Annotated in this window: 19 protein-coding genes and 1 pseudogene; 4 read left to right on the top strand and 16 right to left on the bottom strand. The window is 61.1% G+C overall.

What is annotated here, in order from left to right:
• Positions 1-31 precede the first annotated feature (31 nt).
• The 4 genes from FHX09_RS23120 to FHX09_RS23105 form a co-directional block, all read right to left on the bottom strand.
• Positions 32-1,900, bottom strand: a complete 1,869-nt coding sequence (locus FHX09_RS23120) for a DEAD/DEAH box helicase (RefSeq protein ID WP_184450724.1) — start codon at positions 1,898-1,900, stop codon at positions 32-34.
• A gap of 97 nt (positions 1,901-1,997) precedes the next feature.
• Positions 1,998-3,857 carry an adenylate/guanylate cyclase domain-containing protein gene (locus FHX09_RS23115; protein ID WP_132591136.1) on the bottom strand — a complete coding sequence of 620 codons (1,860 nt, stop codon included), beginning with the start codon at positions 3,855-3,857 and terminating at the stop codon, positions 1,998-2,000.
• Positions 3,858-3,864: 7 nt separating this feature from the next.
• Positions 3,865-4,380 (bottom strand): FecR domain-containing protein, encoded by a 516-nt coding sequence (locus tag FHX09_RS23110; RefSeq protein WP_245505495.1) that lies wholly within the window; start codon positions 4,378-4,380, stop codon positions 3,865-3,867.
• A gap of 126 nt (positions 4,381-4,506) precedes the next feature.
• Positions 4,507-5,652, bottom strand: coding sequence for a citrate synthase (locus FHX09_RS23105; RefSeq protein WP_132591140.1), 1,146 nt, complete (start codon positions 5,650-5,652; stop codon positions 4,507-4,509).
• A gap of 85 nt (positions 5,653-5,737) precedes the next feature.
• Here FHX09_RS23105 and FHX09_RS23100 point away from each other — a divergent pair, with 85 nt between their 5' ends.
• A complete protein-coding gene (locus FHX09_RS23100) occupies positions 5,738-6,826 on the top strand; it encodes a citrate synthase/methylcitrate synthase (protein ID WP_184450723.1) in 1,089 nt (362 codons plus the stop codon).
• Positions 6,827-6,872: 46 nt separating this feature from the next.
• Here the strand turns inward: FHX09_RS23100 and FHX09_RS23095 are convergent, their stop codons facing one another.
• The 6 genes and pseudogenes from FHX09_RS23095 to FHX09_RS23070 all read right to left on the bottom strand — a co-directional run bounded on the left by FHX09_RS23095 (position 6,873) and on the right by FHX09_RS23070 (position 13,706).
• The gene (locus FHX09_RS23095) at positions 6,873-8,711 is read right to left on the bottom strand and encodes an ABC transporter ATP-binding protein (RefSeq protein WP_132591144.1); all 1,839 of its coding nucleotides are present in this window, start codon (positions 8,709-8,711) and stop codon (positions 6,873-6,875) included.
• A 219-nt stretch (positions 8,712-8,930) separates the two neighbouring features.
• Positions 8,931-9,403: pseudogene (locus FHX09_RS23090) on the bottom strand (SRPBCC domain-containing protein).
• Between the two features lie 73 nt (positions 9,404-9,476).
• Positions 9,477-11,105: a CTP synthase gene (locus FHX09_RS23085; RefSeq protein WP_037082873.1), complete on the bottom strand. Its 1,629-nt coding sequence runs from the start codon at positions 11,103-11,105 to the stop codon at positions 9,477-9,479.
• A gap of 140 nt (positions 11,106-11,245) precedes the next feature.
• Entirely contained in the window at positions 11,246-11,749 is a 504-nt protein-coding gene (gene secG, locus FHX09_RS23080) for a preprotein translocase subunit SecG (protein ID WP_184450722.1), read from the bottom strand.
• Positions 11,750-11,856: 107 nt separating this feature from the next.
• Positions 11,857-12,627: a triose-phosphate isomerase gene (gene tpiA / locus FHX09_RS23075; RefSeq protein WP_132591148.1), complete on the bottom strand. Its 771-nt coding sequence runs from the start codon at positions 12,625-12,627 to the stop codon at positions 11,857-11,859.
• Between the two features lie 194 nt (positions 12,628-12,821).
• On the bottom strand, positions 12,822-13,706 hold the full coding sequence (locus FHX09_RS23070; protein ID WP_037082913.1) for a phospholipase: 885 nt from the start codon (positions 13,704-13,706) through the stop codon (positions 12,822-12,824).
• 216 nt (positions 13,707-13,922) lie between these two features.
• On the opposite strand from FHX09_RS23070, the gene parE reads away from it, so the two are divergent.
• Entirely contained in the window at positions 13,923-15,995 is a 2,073-nt protein-coding gene (parE, locus tag FHX09_RS23065; RefSeq protein WP_132591150.1) for a DNA topoisomerase IV subunit B, read from the top strand.
• 5 nt (positions 15,996-16,000) lie between these two features.
• On the opposite strand, the gene FHX09_RS23060 is transcribed toward parE, so the two are convergent.
• Together FHX09_RS23060 and FHX09_RS23055 are read right to left on the bottom strand one after the other, a co-directional pair.
• Positions 16,001-16,456, bottom strand: coding sequence for an OsmC family protein (locus FHX09_RS23060; protein WP_132591152.1), 456 nt, complete (start codon positions 16,454-16,456; stop codon positions 16,001-16,003).
• 3 nt (positions 16,457-16,459) lie between these two features.
• Positions 16,460-17,077, bottom strand: a complete 618-nt coding sequence (locus FHX09_RS23055; protein WP_132591154.1) for a GntR family transcriptional regulator — start codon at positions 17,075-17,077, stop codon at positions 16,460-16,462.
• A 225-nt stretch (positions 17,078-17,302) separates the two neighbouring features.
• Here FHX09_RS23055 and FHX09_RS23050 point away from each other — a divergent pair, with 225 nt between their 5' ends.
• Positions 17,303-18,460 (top strand): AI-2E family transporter, encoded by a 1,158-nt coding sequence (locus FHX09_RS23050; protein WP_244423761.1) that lies wholly within the window; start codon positions 17,303-17,305, stop codon positions 18,458-18,460.
• Here FHX09_RS23050 and FHX09_RS23045 read toward each other — a convergent pair whose 3' ends face one another.
• Positions 18,461-18,919: a GNAT family N-acetyltransferase gene (locus FHX09_RS23045; RefSeq protein ID WP_132591156.1), complete on the bottom strand. Its 459-nt coding sequence runs from the start codon at positions 18,917-18,919 to the stop codon at positions 18,461-18,463.
• 119 nt (positions 18,920-19,038) lie between these two features.
• Between FHX09_RS23045 and FHX09_RS23040 the strand changes: the two genes are divergently transcribed.
• Entirely contained in the window at positions 19,039-19,449 is a 411-nt protein-coding gene (locus FHX09_RS23040; RefSeq protein ID WP_132591158.1) for a hypothetical protein, read from the top strand.
• Here FHX09_RS23040 and FHX09_RS23035 read toward each other — a convergent pair.
• The 3 genes from FHX09_RS23035 to FHX09_RS23025 form a co-directional block, all read right to left on the bottom strand.
• Positions 19,446-20,582 (bottom strand): DUF2336 domain-containing protein, encoded by a 1,137-nt coding sequence (locus FHX09_RS23035; protein WP_183721787.1) that lies wholly within the window; start codon positions 20,580-20,582, stop codon positions 19,446-19,448. The two genes, FHX09_RS23040 and FHX09_RS23035, sit on opposite strands and share 4 nt — an antisense overlap.
• 100 nt (positions 20,583-20,682) lie before the next feature.
• Positions 20,683-21,285 (bottom strand): flavin reductase family protein, encoded by a 603-nt coding sequence (locus FHX09_RS23030; RefSeq protein WP_184450721.1) that lies wholly within the window; start codon positions 21,283-21,285, stop codon positions 20,683-20,685.
• A complete protein-coding gene (locus tag FHX09_RS23025; RefSeq protein WP_184450720.1) occupies positions 21,285-21,869 on the bottom strand; it encodes a nitroreductase in 585 nt (194 codons plus the stop codon). Before FHX09_RS23025 ends, FHX09_RS23030 begins: the two co-directional genes overlap by 1 nt.
• Positions 21,870-21,928: the final 59 nt, after the last annotated feature.

Here is a 21,928-nt window from a genome sequence, read left to right as displayed (position 1 = left end):
CGACGCAAAAACTGCGTCGCCGTTGGGATGGTTATCCCTTCTTTTTTGAGAACTTGGGCTTCGGGCCACCGCTGCCCTTGCCCTCGAACTTCGGCTTGCCCGGCTTCTTGCCCCAGGGCTTTGAATCGCGTCGCTCGTCGCCCTCGCTGCGGGCTTCCTTGCGGAACTTATCCTTCGGGCGGTCGTCGCTGAATTCACGACGCTCGCCAAAGGCCTTCTTACCAGCATAGGGTTTCAAGGCTGTTGGTTTGCTGAAATCGGGTGTGCCGTCGAGGGGCGTGACGCGGATGCCGCGCTCCATCGTCTTGTTCTGACCGATCGACTGCAGGAAGCTGTCGGCGCGGGCCGCTGAAATCTCGACGTAAGTTTCGTCGGTCTGCATCTTGATCGCGCCGATCTCTCGTTTCGTCAGATTGCCGTTTCGGCAAAGCATCGGGATCAGCCAGCGTGGCTCTGCATTCTGCTTGCGGCCGACCGAAATCGAAAACCAGACGCTCGCCCCGAAGTCATCGCGCGGACCCTTCTGATACGGTTCGCGTGGCTCGTCGGCGGTCTCGCGGCGCTTGCCACCGCGGCTGTCCTGGACCGAGACCTCGACCAGATCCTCCGGTGCAGACTGGTTGGAGCGGTAGAGATTGACGAAGGCCGCGGCGAGCTTTTCGGCCCCATGCGTATCGAGAAGCCGCTTGACCAGGTCCCGAACTTCCTCGCTCGGCGCTTCCTCGAAGATGGGGTCGGCAAGCAGACGCGCTTCGTCGCGTGCCGTGACTTCTTCCGCTGACGGTGGAAGAGCCCATGCGGCCGAGATGCCGGCATTGCCAAGAAGGCGTTCAGCCTTGCGGCGCACGTTCAGCGGCACGATCAGTGCACTAACGCCCTTGCGGCCGGCGCGACCTGTGCGACCGCTGCGGTGAAGCAGAGTTTCGGGATTGGTCGGCAGGTCCGCGTGAATGACGAGGTCGAGGCCGGGAAGGTCGATACCGCGGGCGGCGACATCCGTCGCGATACAGACGCGAGCACGTCCATCGCGCATCGCCTGCAGTGCATGGCTGCGTTCGTTCTGTGTCAGCTCGCCAGACAAGGCGACGACGTGGAAGTTGCGATTGTGAAAGCGAGCGGTGAGATGGTTGACCGCCGCTCGCGTCGAACAGAACACGATTGCATTGGTTGCTTCGTAGTACCGCAGAACGTTGATGATTGCGTTCTCGCGGTCGCTTGGCGACACGACAAGAGCCCGATACTCGATGTCCCCATGTTGCTTTTCTTCGGTCGCCGTCGCGATCCGCACCGCGTTCTTCTGGTAGCTCTTCGCCAGCTTAGCAATGGCCGCCGGAACAGTTGCTGAGAACATCAGGGTCCGACGGTCATCCGGCGAGGAATCCAGAATGAACTCGAGATCTTCGCGGAAGCCGAGGTCGAGCATTTCGTCGGCTTCATCAAGCACGACGGCCTTGAGTGCAGAAATGTCGAGCGCGCGCCGGCGGATGTGATCGCAGAGGCGACCGGGTGTGCCGACGACGATATGGGAACCCCGCTCCAGCGCGCGGCGCTCGCTGCGGATGTCCATGCCGCCGACGCAGCTGACGATCAGGGCACCTGTTGCTTCGTAAAGCCATTCTAGCTCGCGCTTGACTTGGAGCGCGAGTTCTCGCGTCGGCGCGATCACGAGCGCCAGCGGTTCGGCCGCAGGCCCAAAACGGTCCTCGTTTTCCAGTAGCGTGGGCGCCAGCGCGAGGCCGAAGGCGACGGTCTTGCCGGAGCCGGTCTGGGCCGAAACGAGGGCGTCCGACGCGGCAAGCGCAGGGTCGAGCATGGACTTTTGAACCGGCGTCAGCTCGGTATAGCCGCGTTTCACCAACGCCTTGGCGATCGCCGGAACGACGCCGCTAAAATCTGTCATGTTGTCTATCTTTCGGAAGTCTCACGCGCACGTTGCGCCTTGGCCGGCAGTTGCCAGCAGAGAAGTTGGCCGTTCCTACTTGGTCAGACGCAAAATGTCAAAGCGGATGTCCCTGCCAGAGCCATACGTCGATGCCTTCGTTTCTGCCACGAATGCGCGCTTGCGCTGGGCCTTCGAGCTGGCCAGAGCGAAGCGGTGCGCTTTCCGGCCCGGCCGCCGCCATCAAGGCGGCGCTCAATGCCAACTTGAAACCGCGTTCGGCAGCTACTTCCATCAGGCGGCTTGCGACATTCACAGTGTCACCGGTCGCCGTAATTTGCTGGCGATTGCCGCTCCCGAGCCGCGAGGCGACGACCGGACCGCAATGTGCCCCGACCTTGAAACCGATCTTTTGGCCGCTCATGGCCGAATGAGCGATGAGCCAGGGCCGCATCCGCTCACACAGGCTGACTGCGCAGGCGGCGGCCCGCGTCGCGTCGTCGTCAGCCGGTTGCGGCAAGCCGAAGAGAATCATCGCTCCATCGCCCGTGAAGCTGGTGACCGCCCCGCCATGCGAGCGCGCCTCCTCGTCGACAAGCTCGAAGAAATCGCTGAGAACTTCGCGGACATTCGTCGCGCCGATTGCCTCGCTCAAGCCCGTGAAACCGGAGAGGTCGATGAAGATAACCGCGGCGTCCTGTCGGATCGGTTTCGCGAGAAAGTTCGGATCGCGCGCGAGCCACTCGCCCATGCCCGGTGCCTCGATGCGCTGCAAGAGGTCGCTTTGCGCCGCGAAGTGCGCGGCCTGGCGACGATCGATCCAGATCTCGGCGGCGCCGAAGAGCAGGACGGGCGGCAGGGCTGCTGCGATGGGCAGTGCTGCGCTGAACCAGTAGCCATGCGCGAAGGCGGCAACGTTCAAAGCGGCCCATGCGAGCGCCGCGGAGGCAATGATGGCATAGCCGATGGCGCTGCGCCGCCACGCAAGCAAGCTGATCAGCAGCAGCGGCAGAGCCAAGGCTATAAGCGAATCGAGCAAACGTACGTTGCGGTCTCTGACGATGCTGTCGCCGGCAATCAGATGTGTCGCCGCCGTCGCCATCACCTCTACGCCTGGGAGCACCGGATCGAAAGGTGTCGGGAAGACGTCGCCGCCGCCGGTCACGGTCGAGCCGATCACGACAATCCTGTCCTCGATCGCCTTGGCGGGGAGCTTTCCGGCCAGTGCATCCGCAGCGCTGAAGGTCGGAATGGTGCCGCGTGGGCCGTAGAAGGTGACTGGCAGCCGCTGCCCATTGTCGGTCGGCAGATGCCGGTCACCAAGTGCAAGGCCGCCAGGCGAGAACGCCGGATTGATGCCCAATGCCAGCGAAGCGACCCGCAATGGAAACGAGGCATCGACCCGCTCGCCGCCGCGGGAGATCAGGGGAATGAAACGCGGTGTGCCTGACTCATCGGTAGCCACGTTGACGACCCCAATGGCGGCAACGTCGGAAAAGCGGCCAAGGGGTAACAGCATCTTGCTGGCAGTCGGTATCGCCGCCAGCGGATCGTTGGCGTCGATGCCGACCACCTGTATCTCTTTCGGGAAAACGCCGGCGGCGGCGATGACACTGGGCGTCTGCTGCAGTGCCAAAGCCAACGCTGCATCGCCCTCGTCCGATCCGGGATCAACCAGCAAGAGATCGAGCGCTATGACCTTCGGCTTCAAGGCGCTGACGGCGGACACCACGCGGGCGAGTGTCGCCCGATTGAGCGGATAGCCGTTGTCGGCGGCGGTCTGATCGTCGATTGCGACGATGCTGGTGATCGGAGGTGGCACCCGCGCGCCGACTACAGTGCTTCGAAGATCGGTCAGCGAAGCCTCGAGGCGGTCGAGGAAGCTCATACTGCCCGAAAGATGCATATAGCCGAGAAGCCCGCCCCATAGTGCGGCCAGCAGCAGCGCGATCGTGATCAGGAGCCGTCTGCCCTGCATTGGGGCGCTATTGGCCAAGGCGGGCAAGCAGGGCTGCGGCGCGGGCTGGTGGCCAGCGGCGGACAGTCAACGGGGTGCTGCCTCGCGTGACGTCAACGCCCTCGCCTACACTCAACACGACCCGCCGTCCCGCCGAGGGACGACCGACCGCGACGCGGCCGCGCACGACGAAGACGGAGGTCGTGCCGCTATTGACATCGACAGCCCAGCGCGTGCCGCGGACGGCCGCGATCGCTTGTGGCGTGACGACCTCGAATCCGCCCGGCCGCTGGGCGCGGTCAACATCCACGAGCACGGCCTTGTTGCGCAATGACACCGCGTCCGGTCGCCCATCGCGGTTACGGTCGATGATATTGAAGCGGGCCCCACTCTCGGCAACGATCGCCACGCCATCCGCGCACCGCATGACTTGCCGCGAGGTCCCCGCCATGCGCTCCATGGTGCATCCGGTCGCTTGTGCAAACGCTGCATCCGAGCCGAACAGACAGGCAGCGCTACCCCACACGACCAACGCCAAAAGCATTCTGGAGTTTACAAGCATATCCGTCCCCTACCTGAATGCACCATCGGACGACCCAGCGTGCGGCGGCCATCATACGCTGATTGCTGCAGCACGCATGCCGAAACGTCAACGGCTATCCGACAGAGTCTATGCTTTAAGCGACGTTTCGATTGACGGTCCCGTATAGCGCGCCCTTGGACGAATGAGATGGCCGCTCTCGACCTGCTCCATGGCATGAGCGAGCCACCCGACGGTACGCGCGAGCGCGAAGATCACAAGCGGCGCATTTGCGGGAAGATCAAAAACAGCCGTCATAGCCGTCAGCGCAAAATCGATGTTGACGCTTTCTCCAATGATTTCCTGCCCCGCCCTCGCCAGTTCGGCGTAGCTCGGGGGTAAGGAGAACTGGGACATCAACGCCTTTGCCCTGATGTCTCCGTCCGGATAAAGAGGGTGGCCAAAGGCGGGGAGCGATCTTCCCTGCGTCAGCGCCTGCCGTACGGTCGCGCTGGCCCCAAGGGCATTGACGTCTTCGATCAATGAGGCGACGCCCTGCCACGCGCCGCCGTGGAGCGGCCCAGTCAAGGTCGAGAGGCCCGACAGCACGGCAGCCGATAGCGTTGCGCCTGAAGAGGCTGTGACTCGGGTGGCGAAGGTCGATGCGTTGAGTTCGTGATCTGCGAGGAGCACAAGCGCGCGCCTGATGCAGTCGGCGGCTTCAGGCCTGCGCCAACTCATGGCGAGGCGCAGATGCAATGGCAATGCGCTCGTATCTGGTGCTAGGGCACCAGAGACGCTCGACAGGATACTTTGCGCTTCGGCCTTCAGCACCTTCGGCGACCGTCCAAGGGTCGGCAGGTCGTGGGTGACACGCTGCGCGAGCAGAACAAATGCGCGTTCCAGCGAGGGCGCCGCTTCCGGAGCCTCGCCCGGCGCCGTCGCAATCTGTCCAGAGTTCCATAGAAGCGTTGCGGTTTCCTCCAGCGTCGCATGTTCCGCCCAGGCGGCGGCGTCATGGCCACGATAGTAGAGCCGGCCATCCAAAATGGTGGAAATAGCAGATGGCAGTACCGGATCACCCCATTGGATGGTGTCTGCCGCAACCGTCTCGGTCTTTCGGCGGCCCGCATGTCGCGCGGCCAGCCGCGTCACGTCAGCTGCGCTGTAAAGACTTCGCCGCGGATCGGTGGCATCAGGTTTGGCCCGGATGCGGCCGCGGCTCACATTGGCGTAAAGCGTTTGCGGCTTCGTGCCGAGTTTCTCAAGCGCCTGCTCGGCGGTCAGCCAGGACATCCTGTCCTCTTACATTGATCAATTACATCAAGATTGACGTCAATCAATCTAGGCTCGATCCTGCTCTGCGTAAAGGAGAAACACCATGAAGAACGGTTTGGAAGATGTCATCGCAGCTGAAACGCAGCTCTCCGATGTGGACGGCGAAGCGGGCCGCCTGATCATCCGCGGTGTGTCGCTCGATCATCTCGTGTCTACAGCAACCTATGAAAGCGTTGCCGCCCTCTTGCTCGACGGACTGATGGAGCGGCATTTTACTCTAGCGGATCTCGACCGGCGGTTGGGCGAAATGCGGGAGCGCCTGTTCGTGCACGTGACGACGCTCGATTCGGAGCTGTTGGCTTTGCCGCCTGTGGAAGTCATGCGGGCTCTCATCGCTCGCCTGCAAGATGGCGAGGATTTCGAGGCCGCCCTTCGATTGCTGGCTGCGCCTGCCGTCTTCCTGCCGGCGATCCTCCGTCTGCAGGCTGGCAACGACCCGGTAGCGCCGGACGGCTCCCTTTCTCAGGCGACCGACATCCTGCGCATGCTGACCGGCCAATTCCCGAGCGCGGAACAGACGGCTGCACTCGATGCCTATCTGGTGACCATCTCCGACCACGGACTGAATGCCTCGACCTTCGCATCGCGCGTCGTCGCCTCGACGCGCGCCGGCCTGACCTCGTCGGTGCTTGCGGCGCTGAGTGCCCTCAAGGGACCGCTGCATGGCGGCGCCCCCGGCCCTGTGCTCGATATGTTCGACGCGATTGGAACCAGCGAGAATGCACGCGACTGGCTCGGCCAGGCACTGGACCGCGGCGAGCGCCTGATGGGCTTCGGCCACCGCATCTACCGGGTGCGTGATCCGCGCGCCGATGCCCTGAATCAGGCTCTTCGGTCGCTCGTCTTGGCCGCGCAGGTCGATCGCGAGCGGATCGACCTTGCGGAAGCCGTCGAGCACGCGGCGCTTACAATCCTCAAGGAGCGTAAGCCGAATCGTCCGCTTAATGTTAATGTCGAATTCTACACGGCGTTGCTACTCGATGCGCTGGGATTTCCAAGAGAGTCCTTCACCGGCGTTTTCGCGATCGGCCGGACCGTGGGATGGATTGCCCATGCGCGCGAACAGAGCCTGGAAGGCCGGCTGATGCGTCCCCGCTCGGTCTATGTCGGGCCATTGCCGCAAGCGGCATGACGTCGCCAATAAGACAGCCCGGCCGCCACGCGGCCGGGCTGCTGTTTCAATCCGCAGGCTCGACGCCCAAAAAACCACCGGATTGGCGGGCCCAGAGCCGCGCATATATGCCGTTCTCCTGGAGCAGATCGGCATGCCCTCCCTCCTCCACGATACGCCCCCTTTCCAGCACGACGATCCGATCCATACGTGCAATCGTCGAGAGACGGTGCGCGATCGCCACAACGGTCTTGCCTTCCATGAAGCCATAAAGCGTGTCCTGAATAGCGGCCTCGACTTCTGAATCGAGTGCGGAGGTCGCTTCGTCCAGAACCAGGATAGGCGCGTTTCTCAAGATCGCTCGGGCCAGCGCGATGCGCTGGCGCTGGCCGCCGGAAAGCTTCACCCCACGTTCGCCCACATGCGCGTCATAGCCGGTCCGTCCCTCCTGGTCGCTGAGTCCCGGTATGAAACCATCGGCGTGAGCCTTGAGGGCCGCGGCTTCGATCATGGACTGCGGCATGTCCTCGCGACCATAGGCGATGTTGTCCCGCACTGAGCGATGCAGCAGAGTGGCATTTTGCGCTACCACGCTGAATCGGCCGCGCAGGCTCTCCTGCGTCACTGCGCGGATGTCCTGACCGTCGATCAGGATCCGTCCGCTTTCAGCTTCAAAGAAGCGCATGGCGAGATTGACGAGCGTCGATTTTCCCGCCCCCGAACGGCCAACGAGCCCGACCTTTTCGCCGGCTTTGATGTTGAGCGTGACGCCATCAAGCCCACCGCCTTCCTTGCCGTAGTGGTGCGTGATGTTCTCGAAGGACAGCGAGCCACCATTGAGCTTCATCTCAGCTGCTTCGCAGCGATCCGGAATATCGACCGGCTGTGCGATGGTGCCGAGCTGGTCGCGCGCGGCCCCGACATAATTGAATAAGGCCGCGACCGCATCGAGCAGCCATTCGGCCATGGCGGTGACGCGGAAGCCGAGCGCCAAAGCGGCGGCGACCATCCCGAGCGGGGCAGCTCCCGATTGCCAAAGGATGAGCGAGTAGCCAATCAGGCTGACCATCAACAGGCTGCTGAGAAAAACCATGCTGCTATTGACCAGGACCTCGAGCCGTTGCACCGAGATAAAGGCCCGACGCACCCTGTCGAGATGGCTGCGGTTGTCCCGATCCTGGTCTCGCTGACGGGAGAAGAGCTTGATCGTGTCCATGTTGGCGAAGGTGTCGACCAACAACCCGGAGAGCGCCGAGTCCGCCTCCTGAAACCGCTGCGACGCATTTCTTACGCGCGGGATCACGAAGCCCATGAGCGTGAAGTACAGCCCGACCCACGTGACCATCGGGACCACCAGACGCGCGTCTGCCGAGGCCATCAGCCAGATGGAGCCGAGGACGTAGATCGCCACATAGGAGATCGTGTGAATGACTGAATAGGCGGCTCCCGTCGCTGTGTTGCCGAGTTCCTGGACCCGGTAGGCGATGCGTCCTGAAAAGTCGTTCTGGAACCAGCCGACCGACTGGCCCTGCACATGGCGAAGTGCGCGCCAGCGGACCATCGCGACGGCAGTCGGCCGGAACGCGATGTCATCGAGTGCCTCTCGTGCGGCGGTGGCCAGCGGACGGATGACCAACAGCAGAAACGCGGCGATAAGGAGCGCGGCGCCATGGCGCTCCCAAAGCTCGTCGGGGCGAATGGCCGCAAGGGTATCGACTAGCCTGCCGGCGTAGCCGATCAGCCAGACTTCCAGGATCGCGCCAACGGTAGTGAGTAGCAGGCTCGCGGCAACGACACCACGAAGCGGCTGCAACGTATCGAAGATAAAAGGCCAGACCCGGTTAGACAGGGGGCTTTGGTCATAGCGTTGGAATGGATCGATCAGCTTTTCGAAGCGACGAAACATGAAGGCCCTCCAGGGGCAGGATGATGACATTTGATGACGGGCCGAACAGGCAGCCCACACCGGCACTGCTGCTCAGCGGTAATTTCCGGTGCCGTTGGTCCTCATCAAACGATCTCCCCATGGGTCGCTTTGCGCCAGCTTCAACTGGCGAATGGCGCGTTCTTACCATCTTGGGCTGCGTATGTGAATGTCTTTGCGCGAAAAGGGAGAATTCTGCCTCTACCCCTTGAGATAGGCAGCGCGTTGCTCGAGCGTCTGCCGGCAACCGAGCTCATTGTCTTCCAAACCTATCCCGACAGGAATGTCATCGGTCATCATGGTAACCTCGGTGCCGTCCGAGGTCGGCCGCATATGCGTGCGGATCGTCATTTCGCCTGCAAAGGCCGAATCGTCGGAATTGAATACCGTCTTCCAGACGACGAGAGAGTTCGAGATGAACTGCGCAATTTTCCCGGGGAACCGGTCGGTCTTCTCCGAGGTCTTGCCCTCCATGTCGGTCTCTCCGTCCGGATAGACGAGCGACATGCTGAAGGCGCGCCGCCTTGCCTGCCCTCGAACTCATGTACAACGCCGCGCGTCTCGCCTAGCGGCAGCCATGTAGCAACGGCCTTGGCATCGAGGAAGGCCGTATAGACCGCGCTGGGCGGTGCGTGAATGATCTGGGAAACAGTCGTGCTGCGGTTTTGGCTCATCCGACGCAAGATAGCGACGGTACGCCAATTGAAAAGGCCGCCGCGCCGATATGGCGAGGCGGCATCTTATTGATTAGACCAGGCGACTCTGTTCAGTCGCCGCTTCGATGAAGCTTGCGAACAGCGGATGCGGATCGAGTGGGCGGCTCTTAAGCTCAGGATGGTACTGGACGCCGATGAACCAGGGATGATCCGGATATTCGATCGTCTCTGGCAACACGCCGTCCGGCGACATTCCCGAGAAGACGAGACCGCAGTCTTCCAAACGATCCTTGTAATCGATATTGACTTCGTAGCGGTGGCGATGGCGCTCGGAAATATCGGTCGAGCCATAGATCTCGGAGATCTTGGTGTCCTTCTTCAGCGCAGCCTTGTAGGCGCCAAGGCGCATCGTGCCGCCGAGATCGCCCGATGCCGTGCGCTTCTGCAGCTCATTGCCCTTCACCCACTCGGTCATCAGGCCGACGACCGGCTCCTTCGTCGGGCCGAATTCGGTCGAAGACGCGCTATCCACGCCGGCAAGGTTGCGGGCTGCTTCGATGACGGCCATCTGCATGCCGAAGCAGATGCCGAAATACGGCACCTTGCGTTCGCGCGCAAAGCGAGCCGCATGGATCTTGCCTTCCGAGCCACGCTCGCCGAAGCCGCCGGGAACGAGAATCCCGTGGACCTTCTCAAGGTAAGGCGCCGGGTCTTCCTTTTCGAAGACCTCTGATTCGATCCATTCGAGCTTGACCTTGACGCGATTGGCGATGCCGCCGTGATGCAGCGCTTCGATCAGCGACTTATAGGCATCCTTGAGGCCGGTGTACTTGCCGACGATCGCGATCGTGACTTCGCCTTCCGGCGTGCGGATTCGGTTGCAGACCTCTTCCCAAGGATCGAGGCGCGGTTTCGGTGCCGGCTCGATGCCGAAGGCTGCCAGCACTTCGTTGTCGAGGCCTTCCTTATGGTAGGCGATAGGCACGTCGTAGATGTTGGCGACGTCGAGCGCCTGGATCACGGCGGACGGGCGGACATTGCAGAACAGCGAGAGCTTACGGCGTTCCGCTTCCGGAATTTCGCGGTCGGCGCGGACCAGCAGGATGTCGGGATGAATGCCGAGGGCCTGCAGTTCCTTGACGGAATGCTGCGTCGGCTTAGTCTTCAGCTCGCCTGCGGCCGGAATATAGGGCATCAGCGTCAGGTGGACGTAGATCGCCGTGCCGCGCGGGAGGTCGTTGCCGAGCTGGCGGATCGCTTCCATAAAGGGCATGGCCTCGATATCGCCGACCGTACCGCCGATCTCGCAGATGACGAAGTCGTAGTCGTCATTGCCCTCGGTGACGAAATCCTTGATCTCGTTGGTGACGTGCGGAATCACCTGAACGGTTGCGCCGAGATAGTCGCCGCGGCGTTCCTTGTCGATAATGTTCTTATAGATGCGGCCAGTGGTGATGTTGTCGGTCTTGGTCGCCGAACGCCCGGTGAAGCGCTCGTAGTGGCCGAGATCGAGGTCAGTTTCGGCACCGTCGTCAGTGACGAAGACTTCGCCGTGCTGGGTCGGGCTCATGGTGCCCGGGTCCACGTTCAGATAGGGGTCGAGTTTGCGAAGCCGCACCCGGTAACCACGGGCCTGCAGCAACGCTCCGAGTGCCGCGGCCGCAATTCCTTTACCGAGAGAGGAAACCACGCCGCCAGTGATGAATACGTATCGCGCCATGGGATTCACCGGATACCTTTTCAAAAACGATTCCACCAGCCCAAAAATTCATTTCCAGAATTTTTGGCGCCAGCGCGGAATCTGAACAAAAGAAAACCGGCAGACCCGAAGGCCTGCCGGCGGTTTATGCTGTCTGCCGCTTACTGTCCGCTTGGGACGGTAGCGGGCGCCGGAGTGGCAGGCGTGGTGGCCTGCGGTGCTGCCGGAGCAGTTTGACTGGACGGGGCCGTTGCCGGGGCTGCGGGCGGGGTTGCTGCCGGAGCCGGAGCGGATGCGCCGCCCGTCGGAACGCCGTTGCTGCTCTGCGGGGCCGGGGCTGGTGCGACCGGAGCGGTGTTGCCGCTCTGGCCGCCGAGCGAATCGAGGATGCCGTTGCCCTGCCCGCCCGTGGCCGGAATACGGTTCAGAATATCCGTCGGACGACTCTCATAGCGGTTGAGAATGCCGAGACCAAGCGATGTGATGAAGAACAGCGCCGCCAGGATCGCGGTCGTGCGCGTCAGCGCATTGGCCGTGCCGCGGGCAGACATGAAGCCCGAACCGCCGCCGATACCGAGGCCGCCGCCTTCGGAGCGCTGGATGAGCACGACGCCTACAAGCGCCAGCACGATCATGAGATGGATGACAATCAAAACGGTCTGCATGGGTCCAGTCCTGCCCACACGCGCGGCGGGCATAAAGTAAAATTCTGGCGCTCTTTACATGAGGTCATCCGCTATTCCAAGCCCTTCGGCTCGGAATATACACGGCTCTAAGCAAGCAACGCTTCGTATGCGCCGTAAATGGCGAGGAAGTCGGTCGCTTTCAAGCTCGCGCCGCCGATCAGGGCGCCATCGACGTTCGCGACGCCCATCAATTCTCTCGCATTGCTTGGCTTGACCGAGCCGCCATAGAGGATACGGATCTCCTTGCCGGCATCGCCAAATCGGGCGACGAGCTCGGAACGCATGAAGGCGTGAGCCTTCTCGACGTCTTCCACGGTCGGCGTGACACCGGTGCCGATCGCCCAGACGGGCTCGTAGGCAATGACCGTATTCTCCGGCGTCGCGCTATCCGGCACCGAGGCGGAAAGCTGACGCTTGATGATGTCGAGGGCCTGGCCGGCTTTGCGCTCGTCAGCCGTTTCACCGATGCAGACGATCGCCGTTAGTTCCGCGGCGAAGGCGGCCTCTGCCTTGGCGCGAACAAGGTGGTCGGTCTCGGCGTGGTCGGTGCGACGCTCCGAATGCCCGACGATGACGTACGTGCCGAAGCAATCCGCAATCATCTCGGCCGAGATATCGCCGGTGTGGGCGCCCGACGGATTCTGGTGGCAATCCTGCGCGCCGATTGCAAGCGGGCTATCTGTGCAGAGCGCCGTGGCCACATAAAGCAGCGTCGCCGGAGGGCAGATCAGCACCTCCACCTTCGCGGAAAGTTGCCCCTGAACACCTTCAGCGATCGCCTTGATCTGGTCGAGGGAGGCACGTGTGCCGTTCATTTTCCAGTTTCCCGCCACGAGCGGGCGCACGTCAGGTGTCATGCCAGCCTTCCAATCTTCCACGTATCGAGCGGCCTTAGCAAAAGCAGGGATCAATGAAAAGGTTTCGCCCCTTTCGTTAAGGGAAATAACGGCTTTTTGTCGCGCAGATGCTTAAAATTTGGGGCCGATGTTGCTGAAAATCATAAAGCGGGACGCCGTGTACGTCATCCGGCATCCTGTCTTCTGAGCGATCGTCAGGAACCCAATATCCAGTTTAGCGTACGGCGCCAATCGATCATGCGGATCGGCGTTCCGTGATTGCCGGTCTGATAGAGCGTGAAATGCGTAGGGTAACCTGCCTTCAGCAACTTCTCGAAGAGCGTCTGCTGGTCTGTCGCCTCATAGACGGGATCGCGGCTGCCATGCGCGAACCAAAGCGGCAGCCTGGCCTTGAAGAAAGGACTTTTGGCAAAATCCGGATCGGCAACGCCACTCAGGATCACCATCCCCTTGAGGCGCTTTGCGCTATCCGGATCGCGGCTAATACCCCAGCAGACCTGACTGCCCATCGACGCACAGGCCAGGATGAGCGGCTTACCGGGCGATTGTTTGGAAACGTAACGGATCAGACCTTCAATCGCGGCCACTCCATCGCTATCGAAGCTCTTGACCGACGGCGAGTAGTAGACGCCGCCGTTGCCGGCCACTAGGTTCTTCAAGCGATTGAAGTTTCCGCCGAAGCTGTAGTCGTTGGCGCCGAGACGCCGGTCGCCGTTGCGTCCGTGAACGAAGATGACCGTAAATGCGGCTCCCGAGCTTTGTCCCACCCGGGTGACATCGAGCCGTTGGCCGCCAAGCTGCAACGTCTCATCCGATTGCTGCTTTCTGATGCCGAGAGACACGTATTTTTGTTGGGCACGTTTTTGGGGTATCTGATCGCGGCCGTTAATGTCGCGCATCTCGTCGTACTCGATGACATCGAGCGAGCCACCGTTGCTCGTCTCCAGCACATTTTGTGTGGAAAAGAGATCGTCCTTAAAGGGTGGCAGCCGCTCAGCGGCCTGGCCGCTTGCTGACGCCGCTAGGAAAAAGGCCGCAATTGCGGCGATGATGGCACAATGACTTGTGGACATTCGCATGCGCATAGTTCCCTGAGCCTTATGGCCGCTTGCCATTCCACGTCCATCAACGCAAACCAATTCCTGAGAAAGTCCGCCGGATGGGCGGCGTCGCGTAACAAGGCGCTTTCTGGCAGAATCTGCCTGATTCGCAAACGTGACATCAAATGCGGTGATTTTGGGTCAGGCATGGCATAAGCCGCCTGCCCTGAACAGGATGAAGATCTGAACGACCCCATGGACGATAGCAACGACCTCTTTTCCGGACTGCCCCTGACACCGAAGCAGGAGGAGGCTCCAAAGCCTGCCGCGCCGCCAAAGGCAGCGCCCGCCGAGGCCGCTGCTGCGGTCTCGCGTCCAGCGCCCGTGAGCTCGACATCCGACGACTACGGTGCGTCCTCGATCCGCGTTCTAGAGGGACTCGAGCCCGTTCGCATGCGTCCGGGCATGTATATCGGCGGCACCGACGAAAAGGCCCTGCACCATCTGTTCGCTGAGGTGATCGACAACTCGATGGACGAAGCGGTCGCCGGCCACGCCAACTTTATCGAGGTGTATCTCGACCGCGAAGGCTATCTGACAGTCAGCGACAACGGACGCGGGATACCCGTCGAAAACCATCCGCAGGTTCCGGGCAAGTCGACGCTCGAAGTCATCATGACCAAGCTGCACGCTGGCGGCAAGTTCGACGGCAAGGCATACGAGACATCCGGCGGCCTCCACGGCGTTGGCGTTTCTGTCGTCAATGCGCTTTCCGACGTGTTGGAAGTCGAGGTTGCGCGTAACCGGAAGCTATACCGCCAGCGCTTCTCCCGCGGTTTGCCGCAGGGCGAGCTGGAGGAACTCGGCGACGTCCATAATCGTCGTGGCACGCGTGTTCGCTTTCACCCCGATCCGCAGATTTTTGGCGAGCACGCGAAGTTCGACGCGGGGCGCGTGTTTCGTATGGCACGCTCCAAGGCTTACCTCTTTGGCGGCGTGGAAATCCGCTGGAGCTGCGAAGAAGGTGTGCTTCCGCAAGGCTCAGAGATACCTGACAAGGCGGTCTTCCACTTCCCCGGCGGCCTGAAGGATTACCTGCAGGCGACGATGGGCAAGGAATTCACTGTCACTCGCGAGATATTCGCAGGCAAGACGGAGAAAACCAGCGGTCACGGCTCGCTGGAGTGGGCGATCACCTGGTACGGCGGCGATCCTCAGGTCCATTCGTACTGCAATACCATCCCGACACCCGAAGGTGGCACGCACGAGGCAGGCCTTCGTATCGCGCTGACCAAGGGCCTGAAGAACTATGCCGATCTGACCCAGAACAAGCGCGCCGCCCAGATCACCACCGATGACGTGATGATTTCAGCCGTCGGCATGCTGTCGGTCTTCATTCGCGAACCTGAATTCGTCGGCCAGACGAAGGACAAGCTTGCGACCGTTGAAGCTCAGCGCATCGTCGAAAACGCACTTCGCGATCCGTTTGACCACTACCTCGCCGATAATCCGAACGAAGCAGCCAAGCTGCTCGATTGGGTCATCGAGCGCGCGGAGGAACGCCTGCGCCGTCGCAAGGAAAAGGAAGTCAACCGCAAGACGGCCGTGCGCAAGCTGCGTCTTCCCGGCAAGCTCGCTGATTGCGCACAGAACACCGCCCAGGGTGCCGAACTCTTCATCGTCGAAGGCGACTCGGCAGGCGGCTCGGCCAAGCAGGCGCGTAACCGTGCCAACCAGGCGATCCTCCCGCTACGCGGCAAGATCCTCAATGTCGCCAGTGCCGGCCGCGAAAAGCTTGGCGCCAACCAGCAGCTGGCTGATCTCGTGCAGGCGCTCGGCTGCGGCACACGCTCGAAGTATCGCGAAGAAGACCTTCGCTACGAACGCATCATCGTGATGACCGACGCCGATGTGGACGGCGCTCACATTGCATCGTTGCTCATCACGTTCTTCTATCAGGAGATGCCCGAGCTGGTCCGTGGCGGTCACCTCTTTCTTGCCGTGCCGCCGCTTTACAAGATCACCCAGGGCGCGAAGTCGGCTTATGCCCGCGACGACGCGCACCGGTCCGAGTTGATGGAGACCGAGTTCAAGGGCAAGGCCAAAGTCGAAATCAGCCGCTTCAAAGGTCTCGGCGAAATGCTGCCGGCGCAGCTCAAGGAAACCACCATGGACCCAAGCAAGCGCACGCTGTTGCGCGTGATGATTGACGAGGTGGATTTCGAGGGCACACGCACGGCGGTCGACGATCTGATGGGAACGAAGCCCGAAGCTCGATTCCGGTTCATTCAGGATCGTGCTGCCTTTGCGGAAAACCTAGATATCTAGAACGTCTAGTCGAGGCGTACGGTAATCTCCGTCTTCACGGAGTTGGCGAGGAAGCACAATTCGTGCGCCTCGTGATGCAGTTTTTCTTCGAGTTTACGGCTGGGATTGTCGCTTGAGTAAGTGACGCGCGGCCGAAGCTCGACACGGCTCACCATCGTTCTGCCCTGCACGGTTTCCATGAGGCCGGTTGCTGCATCGACATAGCTGTCGACCATGATGCGCTTCTTTGAAGCAAGCCAGAGGTAGAACAGCATGTGGCAGCTTGACAACGACGCAACGTACGCCTCTTCCGGATCCACATTCTCAGCCACGGCATAGGGCAGCGGCACATTGTGTGGCGAAGCGGAGGCGGCGACGGTGGCGCCGCCGTCGAAGCTCCATGTGTGTCCGCGGCTGTATCGTCCGTCGATAAAACTTGCCGCGCCCCGCTCCCACGCAACCTCTGCCGAAAACGTCGTCATCTGTCATTCTCCTTCGCGTGTCAGGCGCGCTGTTGTCATTTGCAAATGGTCCGACAATGCTTGCAGCGCTGCGGCTTCGTCGCGACGTGCGCAGGCATCGATGATGGCGCGATGCTCGGCATGGAGGATAATGCGCTCATCGGAGCCCTTCGGCTGCCTCGAGTAGGCGCGACGCGATTCACGTCGCAGTTCGTCGATCATAGAAAGAAGGCGGGCATTGCCGCATCGCCCATAGAGCGTTCGATGAAAAGCGACATCCAGCTCTTCCAGGGTAGCAGGGTCCTCCTCTTCAACCAGATCTTCATTGAGACGCTGCGCCTTACGTAAGTCGCTACCACCGAGGGTCGGCAGTGCTCCACGCAGTGCCATACTCTCCAACGCCGCGCGGATATCGGCGAGCTCGCGCGCCTGCTCTTCCGTCAAACCGACGACAGCTAAGCTTCGATCCGGCCGCCGGTCGAGCAGGCCCGACGCCAGCAGTCGATCAAGCGCCTGACGCACCGGCTGCCGGCTGACACCAAATCGCTTCGCCAAGAGCTCTTGCTTCAGGACTGTTCCTGGCAGCAGACGCCCGGCTTCTATTTCGCGCCGCAGCGCCGTTGCGATCGTGGTTGTATCCATGGATCCAAACTATCTGCTGAAATGAATTTTGGCAACGCTGTTGCGGGATTTCTGTCATATTGATTGCGGAGAATGGGGCTAAGGAGCGTAGTATAGATCGCCGGGGATCTCGGGTGCCAGTCGACGGCATAAATCCGTCATTGTGCTTGCGCCCGAGGGATGCATGGCCCATATCCATAGTCAAAATAGGGGGAAAAGAACGACGTGAGCCTTCCGAACAACAATATCCAGCGAGAGTCGCGATGGCTCGGCCCTTCGGGCCCTGCCCGCACGCCGTTAATTCCCTCGATCTCTGCAGCGCGCTGGCTGCTGGTTCTCGTTGTCGCGGCTGGCGTTTACTTCTTCTACGGCTTTGCCGTCCCCGTGCTTGCGGCGCTAGTCATCGGTTTTGCGAGCTGGCCGCTTTACCGTCGATTGCTCGAGCGCGTCGGCGGAAACACAACAATCGCTGCCACCATCGCGATTGTACTGATCGTCACGTTCCTGGTTTTGCCCATCGTTTTTGCCGTGACCTACACGACAGGAGAGGTGCGGGAATGGGTCGCCTGGGCTGTGCATGCAAACAGGTCGGGCGCGCCGACGCCGCAGTGGATCATCGCCCTGCCCTTCGCTGGCCCTTATCTCGATGAGTTATGGACCAAATACATCGGCAGCCCCGGCTCCATGGGTGAGGTCATCCAGGCTGTCAGCGGCGCCAACATCGGCAACATCTATCGGGCGATTCTCGCCGCAGGCGGCGGCGCCTTCCACCTGCTGCTGACGCTGCTTTTCATGCTGATTGCGCTGTTCTTCGTCTACCGCGATGGTTCCGCCTTCTCGCAGCAGATCGATATGCTCGGCGAGCGCATTCTCCCCAACCGCTGGGAGCGGATTTCCCGGGTCGTGCCGGCAACGATCAGTTCGACCGTCATGGGCATGACACTGATCGCTATCGGCGAGGGCATCGTGCTTGGCGTCGCCTATTGGATCGCCGGTGTCCCCTCACCTGTCACGCTCGGCGTCCTGACTGGCATCATGGCATTAATACCGGGCGGTGCGCCGCTCTCCTTTACGCTGGTGTCCGTCTATCTGCTCGCCAGTGGCTCACACGTTGCCGGCGTCGGTCTTTTTGTTTGGGGAACGGTCGAGTTGTTCATTGTCGACAAGACGCTGCGCCCGAAGCTCGTCGGCGGCCCGATCAAATTGCCATTCCTGCCCACGTTCTTCGGCCTTGTGGGCGGCGTGAAGACCATGGGCTTCCTCGGCCTCTTCATCGGGCCGGTTCTGATGGCCCTGATTGTCGCGATCTGGCGAGAGTGGATGCACGAGGTTCACGATGCGGAAACGGGGCCACAAGTCATGATCGACGAACAGGCCCCGCCAGCGTCTCGCGCGGCTGAATGATCAGGCGAGCCGCTTTTCCATGAACAGGCTGAGTGGGTCCGGCAGGTAGCTGCCGAACGGCTCGATGTCAACATAGCCGTATTTGCGGTAGAGAGCGATTGCCTCCGGCTGGTAGATGCCAGTTTCGAGCCGAACGGCCCAAAGCCTCTTTTCAGTTGCGGCTGCTTCGAGCACATTCATCAGCTTGCTTGCCACCTTCAAGCCACGCGCGGCCGGGTCAACGAACATGCGTTTGATCTCCGCCGTTCCGTCGCCAACCTCGACCAGCGCGCAGCAGCCGACGATTGCGTTATCGTTGCGGGCGACAAAGAAGCTGACAGTCGGCTTTTCCAACGTCGAGATGTCGACGAGGTGGTTGCTCTCCGGTGGATACAGCGACTGCGCATAGGTGTCGGACATGTCGAGGAGACGGAGCACGCCTTCCTGGCGCGGTGGTTCCAGAGCAATCGTGATGGACACCGGATTTTCCTGTCTTGGCGCGCGCTCCCGCATGACGAAAGGTTATTGCTGGGGCGCCTTCATTCCGTTGGAATTACAGTCTCTAAGAGGCAGAGTTTCAATATTCATAAGGCCATATTATGCAAGCGGTATTGGTTGCAATGACCATCTTGGGGTGCAACGACTCGGTTACACAATGCAACTACATCGCCACGGTCGAGAAACAGTGGCAGACAGTTACAATGTGCGACGCCGACTCGGAAAGGCAGCTGAAGCAGTTTACAAATGTCGGCTACCCGACAGTGATTGCCGTTTGCGAGCCGCCGAAGCCCGCTACGCCGCCGGATACACCAAAGGCTGTAGTAGAAAACATACCAAAACCGCCCGCACCAGCTGAAACACAAGGCCGGTTGTCGGTCTTCGCCGATCGGGTGGCAGGCCAGGTACGCGCACATCTACCATCCGGCAGCGATATGAAAACAGTGCTGGTTTCACCCGTCCATTTTGTCTCGGGAAGTTATTCCTGGGTGGCGAAACGGCTTCACCCCTAGGCCGCCGCGAGAGATGCTACCTGCGCGTACGCGCGCGCATGCTGTCGCTGCTCCGCAATGTGCAGCCTCTCGACCATCTCGAGGAGTTCTTGGGCAGCACCGTGCGTTCCATGCCAACGGAGCTTCTCGAGCAGCTTGCCGCAGACGTCGCCCAGCATGGTGGCGGAAAGATTCTTCGATGCTTCCCGCCACAGCAGCGTTGCCTCGACGAAAATCACGCTGATGTCGCGGGCAAGGCCGGCCGATTCGTAGAGGGCGCGCACGGCGTGCATGCGCCCGGTTGCAAGGATGGAGCGAACGCGTCGCTCGTCACAACCCGTAAGGTTGACAATTGCCGTCGCGAAGAACTCCACCTTGCCGGAGCAGAGGGCATGTATCAGAAAGGACGGCGTCAGCTGGCCGCTTACCCGCAAATGTTCGACAAGGTCTGAAATCTCGCGCGGCGTAAGCTCGCCTGCAATCGAGACGACAGCGGCTTGGTTGGCCTCCCGGCTGATCCGATGCCGCCGGCTCGGATCGATCGTCGCTTGCGCCAATGGCAAATTGACGAGGGCGACGCTGACATGCTGCGTCAACAACTGCCGAGCGTCCGCAGGCAAATCCCCGCGATCCAGCAGCAGGTTGCGGATCTCGCAATGGTGGCCGAGACGCTCGGCGATTCTCTTGAGCGAGTAAGGTGCGATCGCGGCTCCTTCGTTTTCGAGAAGGCACATGATGGTCTCTTCTTCGCCAATTTCAGCAAGTGCGGCGGCGACCGGCCGTGAGATCGTTCCACGCGCTGCAATCAGCATTCGCGTAACGTCGCTACCACCGGCAGCAAAATCCACCAGATCGGAATCCGACAGCAAGGGCGAGCATGTGACGGCGTGGCATGCAATTTCGGGCTGATCCGCTGCGAGCGAGAGAATAACGGCGCGCGGTGCGTCCGGCGACCACGAGATCGCCTCAGCAAGAGCCAGCCTGACCTTGGGGGACGGGTCGTCGAGCAGGAAAGTCATGGCCATCTCGGCGGCCGCGCGTTCTGCAGCAGCCATCTCGGACTGCAAATAGGCTCTGCCGAGGGCATTGGCCGCACGGGCCCTGTCTCCGGCCTTGGCGGTTTCCGCCCAACGAAGAAATGCTTCTACGATCACCCGTGTGCCCCATGCCCGAATGCGATTCTCTCGCACTCCAATCAGTGAGATTACGGTACGGGCAAAAAGTTTATGATTGGTTCACCATGTTCGTTAAGCGTCAAAGCTGCGGCCGGAACATTTCGAATACGTCGCAGCCTTCACTGTAGTCCATGTAACCCATGCGCGCGATCGGCCTAGCGATCGCCATATCGAGGCGGCCATCGCGAATGATTGTTTCATCGATGCGGATGCCGATAACCTGGCCGAAGACCATGATGTTTTCGGAATCCCCGCCGGTGAGTGACTTCGGCACAAGGGTTTCCGTTACCTTGCATTCGAGCACGGCAAAGGCTTCGGCGACATAGGGCGCATCGACAAGCTCGCCCCTCCTTGCCGTCAGACCGGCAAGCGCAAACTCGTCGACGCCGTAGTCGACGGCCGCCGACGAAACGTTCATCTTCTCCACCAGGTTCCGGCTCACGAAGTTGCAGGTGAACTCGCCGGTTTCGATCGCATTCCTCTGGCTGTGCTTGAGACCGGCAGAGGAAAACATCACGAGTTTCGGGCGGTCGGAGATCGCATTGAAGAAAGAGTACGGCGCGAGATTGATCGAGCCGTCACTTCCCTTGCTGCCGATCCAGCCGATTGGCCGCGGCGCGACAATCGCCTTGAAGGGATCATGCGCCAGAGCATGCCGGTTCGTATCGGTGGTATAGAACATCAGTCCTCTCCGCCAACCCAGGTGACTGTCTCGGTCAACTCCGGACGCGGGCGTTCGATGGCAGGAAACGTCGTCGAGCCCATGTGAATAAAGCCCGCGATCTTCTCGCCCGGCCCGACGCCGAGGAGCTCATAGGCGCGCTCGTCGTAGGCGAACCATTCGGTCAGCCAATTGGCAACCCATCCATGGGCATTGGCGGCAAAGATGATGTTGAGGCAGACTGCGCCGGCAGACATCAACTGCTCCCACTCGGGGATCTTGATGTGCGGGCCGGCCTTGCTGACGACGGCAACGACGACAGGAGCGCGAGTGAAACGGGTACGTTCCACTTGTATCATTTCATCAGAAAGCTCTGGCTTGGCTTCGAGTGCAAGCTTCAGAAGCTTTTCGCCGATCCGGGCACGCTCTTCGCCGCGATAGACGATAAAGCGCCAAGGCGCGAGCTTGCCGTGATCAGGCACACGGGACGCCAGGCGCAAAATCTCTTCGATCTCGGCCTTGACAGGCCCCGGCTCGCACATCTGAAACGCGGGAATAGAACGGCGGACACCGAGATAGTCGATGAGCTTGATATCGGATTTCATGCGGGAGAGACTTCCATTTTCATGACAGCATTTCGGATGGGTCTTGAATTTGCCATCGC

The sequence above is a fragment of the Rhizobium sp. BK538 genome (assembly GCF_014197575.1).
In the GTDB taxonomy this organism is placed as follows: Bacteria; Pseudomonadota; Alphaproteobacteria; order Rhizobiales; family Rhizobiaceae; genus Rhizobium.
Note: the sequence above shows the minus strand (reverse complement) of the source record. Positions and strands in the feature narration are given on the sequence as shown.

Excerpts from the sequence above, each read along its gene's own strand:
- FHX09_RS23120 (WP_184450724.1), bottom strand. The coding sequence starts at position 1,900 with ATGACAGATTTTAGCGGCGTCGTTCCGGCGATCGCCAAGGCGTTGGTG.
- FHX09_RS23115 (WP_132591136.1), bottom strand. The coding sequence starts at position 3,857 with ATGCAGGGCAGACGGCTCCTGATCACGATCGCGCTGCTGCTGGCCGCA.
- FHX09_RS23110 (WP_245505495.1), bottom strand. The coding sequence starts at position 4,380 with ATGCTTTTGGCGTTGGTCGTGTGGGGTAGCGCTGCCTGTCTGTTCGGC.
- FHX09_RS23105 (WP_132591140.1), bottom strand. The coding sequence starts at position 5,652 with ATGTCCTGGCTGACCGCCGAGCAGGCGCTTGAGAAACTCGGCACGAAG.
- FHX09_RS23100 (WP_184450723.1), top strand. The coding sequence starts at position 5,738 with ATGAAGAACGGTTTGGAAGATGTCATCGCAGCTGAAACGCAGCTCTCC.
- FHX09_RS23095 (WP_132591144.1), bottom strand. The coding sequence starts at position 8,711 with ATGTTTCGTCGCTTCGAAAAGCTGATCGATCCATTCCAACGCTATGAC.
- FHX09_RS23085 (WP_037082873.1), bottom strand. The coding sequence starts at position 11,105 with ATGGCGCGATACGTATTCATCACTGGCGGCGTGGTTTCCTCTCTCGGT.
- secG (WP_184450722.1), bottom strand. The coding sequence starts at position 11,749 with ATGCAGACCGTTTTGATTGTCATCCATCTCATGATCGTGCTGGCGCTT.
- tpiA (WP_132591148.1), bottom strand. The coding sequence starts at position 12,627 with ATGACACCTGACGTGCGCCCGCTCGTGGCGGGAAACTGGAAAATGAAC.
- FHX09_RS23070 (WP_037082913.1), bottom strand. The coding sequence starts at position 13,706 with ATGCGAATGTCCACAAGTCATTGTGCCATCATCGCCGCAATTGCGGCC.
- parE (WP_132591150.1), top strand. The coding sequence starts at position 13,923 with ATGGACGATAGCAACGACCTCTTTTCCGGACTGCCCCTGACACCGAAG.
- FHX09_RS23060 (WP_132591152.1), bottom strand. The coding sequence starts at position 16,456 with ATGACGACGTTTTCGGCAGAGGTTGCGTGGGAGCGGGGCGCGGCAAGT.
- FHX09_RS23055 (WP_132591154.1), bottom strand. The coding sequence starts at position 17,077 with ATGGATACAACCACGATCGCAACGGCGCTGCGGCGCGAAATAGAAGCC.
- FHX09_RS23040 (WP_132591158.1), top strand. The coding sequence starts at position 19,039 with ATGCAAGCGGTATTGGTTGCAATGACCATCTTGGGGTGCAACGACTCG.
- FHX09_RS23030 (WP_184450721.1), bottom strand. The coding sequence starts at position 21,285 with ATGTTCTATACCACCGATACGAACCGGCATGCTCTGGCGCATGATCCC.
- FHX09_RS23025 (WP_184450720.1), bottom strand. The coding sequence starts at position 21,869 with ATGAAATCCGATATCAAGCTCATCGACTATCTCGGTGTCCGCCGTTCT.